Annotated in this window: 1 rRNA gene (cut by a window edge); it reads right to left on the bottom strand. The window is 55.2% G+C overall.

From position 1 onward, the window contains the following. Positions 1-25: 25 nt before the first annotated feature. A 23S ribosomal RNA gene (locus ACFWQC_RS28215) occupies positions 26-2,627 on the bottom strand (it continues 588 nt past the right edge of the window).

Below are 2,627 nucleotides of genomic sequence, written 5' to 3'. Positions count from 1 at the left end.
TTGTTGTTTTTGTTGAGGGTTTATGAAAGATAAGCCCTCGGCCTATTAGTACCGGTCGGCTGGGCATCACTGCTGTACACCTCCGGCCTATCAACCCCATAGTCTGTAGGGGGCCTTAACCCATAAAGGGTGGGAAACCTCATCTTGAAACGTGCTTCCCGCTTAGATGCGTTCAGCGGTTATCACTTCCGAACGTAGCCAACCAGCCATGCACCTGGCGGTACAACTGGCACACCAGAGGTTCGTCCATCCCGGTCCTCTCGTACTAGGGACAGCCTTTCTCAAGTTTCCTACGCGCGCGGCGGATAGGGACCGAACTGTCTCACGACGTTCTAAACCCAGCTCGCGTGCCGCTTTAATGGGCGAACAGCCCAACCCTTGGGACCTACTCCAGCCCCAGGATGCGACGAGCCGACATCGAGGTGCCAAACCATCCCGTCGATATGGACTCTTGGGGAAGATCAGCCTGTTATCCCCGGGGTACCTTTTATCCGTTGAGTGACCACGCTTCCACATGCCGTGGCCAGATCACTAGTTCCGACTTTCGTCCCTGCTCGACATGTCTGTCTCACAGTCAAGCTCCCTTGTGCACTTACACTCGCCACCTGATTGCCAACCAGGCTGAGGGAACCTTTGAGCGCCTCCGTTACACTTTAGGAGGCAACCGCCCCAGTTAAACTACCCATCAGGCACTGTCCCTGAACCAGATCATGGTCCGAAGTTAGACATCTAGTACGACCAGAGTGGTATTTCAACGTTGACTCCACACACACTGGCGTGTGCGCTTCACAGTCTCCCACCTATCCTACACAAGCCGAACCAAACACCAATACCAAACTATAGTAAAGGTCCCGGGGTCTTTCCGTCCTGCCGCGCGTAACGAGCATCTTTACTCGTAGTGCAATTTCGCCGAGTCCACGGTTGAGACAGCGCCCAAGTCGTTACTCCATTCGTGCAGGTCGGAACTTACCCGACAAGGAATTTCGCTACCTTAGGATGGTTATAGTTACCACCGCCGTTTACTGGGGCTTAAATTCTGAGCTTCGCCGTGAGGCTAACCCGTCCTCTTAACCTTCCAGCACCGGGCAGGAGTCAGTCCGTATACATCGTCTTACAACTTCGCACGGACCTGTGTTTTTAGTAAACAGTCGCTTGGGCCTGGTCTCTGCGGCCCTTCACGCTTCCCCCAGCTAGTGGGTTCACGATCCGGGCCCCCCTTCTCCCGAAGTTACGGGGGCATTTTGCCGAGTTCCTTAACCATGGTTCGCTCGATCGCCTCGGTATTCTCTACCTGATCACCTGAGTCGGTTTGGGGTACGGGCGGCTCATGACTCGCTAGAGGTTTTTCTCGACAGCATAGGATCATCGACTTCCCCAAACGGGTCCGTATCACGTCTCAGGCATACAGTGCGCGGATTTGCCTACACACAGCCCTACACGCTTACCCGTAGACAACCATCGCTACGGTTCGACTACCTTCCTGCGTCACCCCATCACTTGACTACTACACACTTGGGTCCCATGTTCCACACACACGCCTCACCCCGAAGGGATCGGTCACGCATGCTTCAGATGGTTAGCATCATGCGCCTCATCATGGGCGTCACTTCGCCGGTACGGGAATATCAACCCGTTGTCCATCGACTACGCCTGTCGGCCTCGCCTTAGGTCCCGACTTACCCAGGGCAGATTAGCTTGACCCTGGAACCCTTGATCAATCGGCGGATGTGTTTCTCACACATCATTCGCTACTCATGCCTGCATTCTCACTCGCGTAACCTCCACCGCTGGATCACTCCGCTGCTTCACTGGTTACACGACGCTCCCCTACCCACCCCGGAAAACCGGAGTGCCATAGCTTCGGCGGATAACTTGAGCCCCGCTACATTGTCGGCGCGGAATCACTTGACCAGTGAGCTATTACGCACTCTTTCAAGGGTGGCTGCTTCCAAGCCAACCTCCTGGTTGTCACTGCGACTCCACATCCTTTTCCACTTAGTTATCGCTTAGGGGCCTTAGCTGATGGTCTGGGCTGTTTCCCTCTCGACAATGGAGCTTATCCCCCACTGTCTCACTGCTGCGCTCTCACTTACCGGCATTCGGAGTTTGGCTAACGTCAGTAACCTGGTCGGGCCCATCGGCTATCCAGTGCTCTACCTCCGGCAAGAAACACGCAACGCTGCACCTAAATGCATTTCGGGGAGAACCAGCTATCACGAAGTTTGATTGGCCTTTCACCCCTAACCACAGGTCATCCCCTCCATTTTCAACTGAAGTGGGTTCGGTCCTCCACGCCGTCTTACCGGCGCTTCAACCTGCCCATGGCTAGATCACTTCGCTTCGGGTCTAGAGCGCGCGACTCAATCGCCCTATTAGGACTCGCTTTCGCTACGGCTTCCCCACACGGGTTAACCTTGCCACACACCGCTAACTCGCAGGCTCATTCTTCAAAAGGCACGCCATCACCCCCACTGCCAAAAGGCCGGCCGGGCTCTGACGGATTGTAGGCACACGGTTTCAGGTACTATTTCACTCCCCGCCAGGGGTACTTTTCACCTTTCCCTCACGGTACTGGTCCGCTATCGGTCATCAAGAAGTATTTAGGCTTAGCGGGTGGTCCCGCCAGT

Source organism: Nocardioides sp. NPDC058538 (assembly GCF_042719275.1).
Taxonomy (GTDB): domain Bacteria; phylum Actinomycetota; class Actinomycetes; order Propionibacteriales; family Nocardioidaceae; genus Nocardioides.
The sequence above is the reverse complement of the archived record's forward strand: the minus strand, read 5'-3'. Positions and strand labels throughout refer to the sequence as shown.